This window comes from Clostridium paridis (assembly GCF_016765615.1).
GTDB lineage: Bacteria > Bacillota > Clostridia > Clostridiales > Clostridiaceae > Clostridium_T > Clostridium_T paridis.
Genome location: NZ_JAESWA010000018.1, coordinates 1 through 1806, shown reverse-complemented (window position 1 = coordinate 1806; position 1806 = coordinate 1). Strand labels below are relative to the sequence as shown.

Genomic DNA, 1806 nt, shown 5'->3' with positions numbered 1-1806 from the left:
ATCTAACTCAAAAGATTACGTTGACTTAAGTTTATTTCTAAATCTTACTTCATTTCCTCTGTTTAATTTTCAAAGACCAGTTTGTTTGTTTATCCCCGTGTCTCTTAGGGACAAGTAGTATCTTACCATATATATTTCGTCATTTTTCTACAAAAAGTCCATTTTCTATACATCATCACTTAAATACTATATATTTCTACCAATTTCTAAGTTTTCTTGCTATTGATACACCAGGTTATGTATACCGCACCTTTTAATCATTTATTATCTAATTAATGAATTTTCTGTAATTTATCCTATAAATTAACCTCTTATTATAAAGATAAAAAAATCGTCAAAGCGATTGTAAAGTGTCCCCTTTGTCAAGAACATTAAAAAAGTCTATAGCAATTTAAGAAGATGGTTTCTGTATTCAACATGAGTCATTTTTTTAATTCCATTGACATCTATATTGATTATAATAAGTCATATATTCATCAATCTCCTTTTAAGTTCTTCAAGTGACTGGCACACGTTTAAATTAGTTTCATCTTTGAAATGTCCAAAGAATAATTCCTGCGGGTCGTTATCCCAGTAGTTCCCTAGTCTAGACATAGATTTATTCTGTTTTACCTTATTTTAAAATATTGGCCTTATACAATGTGTCCATTAATTAGAGTGAATAAAGACATCTTTATGTAATCTATGTTTTGCATTTATAAGATTGTCAGTGGAATGTTCTTTTGTAGCTTTCATTATTCTTCTATATGGATTTGCTTTTCTGATAGTACAAACAATGCTATATTTTTTCATAACCCTACAGATGCGTTTCAGATTGTATACAATCTGAAACTGATCCTCTAATGTGATTTTGATTTGTTTGGCACCTTTTTTACGAATTTGTTTTTAGATAGAATGCTTATTTCTTCAATAGTAAATGTCTTCTTACTCATTTTGAATTCTCCTTATCTTGCTTTACTAAATTATACACAAAAATACCCTATGGGATAGAAACCTTTTTTATGTCTATCCTATAGGGTACACTTTATTATGAGCCGTCGATTTTTTTCTTGCATCTGCCTTTCCAAATGCATGTGAGGAAAGATTTATTTGACGCAAAACAAGTTTGCTAAATTATCCGTTAAATGCATAGCATGCATTTAACCTCTCCCACACAGTCTTTTACGCAACAAAAAAAGAACTAATTGGCGATTCCGCTTCGCCACTGGATAATTTTTAACGCAAAACAGGTTTGCTAAATTATCCGTTAAATGCATAGCATGCATTTAACCTCTCCCACACAGTCTTTTACGCAACAAAAAAAAGAACTAATTGGCGATTCCGCTTCGCCACTGGATAATTTTTAACGCAAAGCAAGTTTGCTAAATTATCCGTTAAATGCATAGCATGCATTTAACCTCTCCCATACAGTCTTTTGTGCAACAAAAAAAGAACTAATTGGCGATTCCGCTTCGCCACTGGATAATTTTTAACGCAAAACAGGTTTGCTAAATTATCCGTTAAATGCATAGCATGCATTTAACCTCTCCCACACAGTCTTTTACGCAACAAAAAAAAAGAACTAATTGGCGATTCCGCTTCGCCACTGGATAATTTTTAACGCATAGCAAGTTTGCTAAATTATCCGTCAAATGCATAACATGCATTTAACCTCTCCCACACAGTCTTTTACGCAACAAAAAAAGAACTAATTGGCGATTCCCTACTCTCCCACACAGTCTCCCGTGCAGTACCATCGGCATCTCAAAGCTTAACCGTCCTGTTCGAAATGGGAAGGGGTGTTACCTTTGTATCATCATCACCAAT

1 rRNA gene and 1 pseudogene are annotated in these 1806 nt (G+C 33.2%); both read right to left on the bottom strand.

From position 1 onward, the window contains the following. Positions 1-381: 381 nt before the first annotated feature. A pseudogene (locus JK634_RS20400) lies at positions 382-876 on the bottom strand (IS3 family transposase); the annotation flags it as partial. A gap of 813 nt (positions 877-1689) precedes the next feature. Next, positions 1690-1806, bottom strand: a 5S ribosomal RNA gene (rrf, locus tag JK634_RS05415).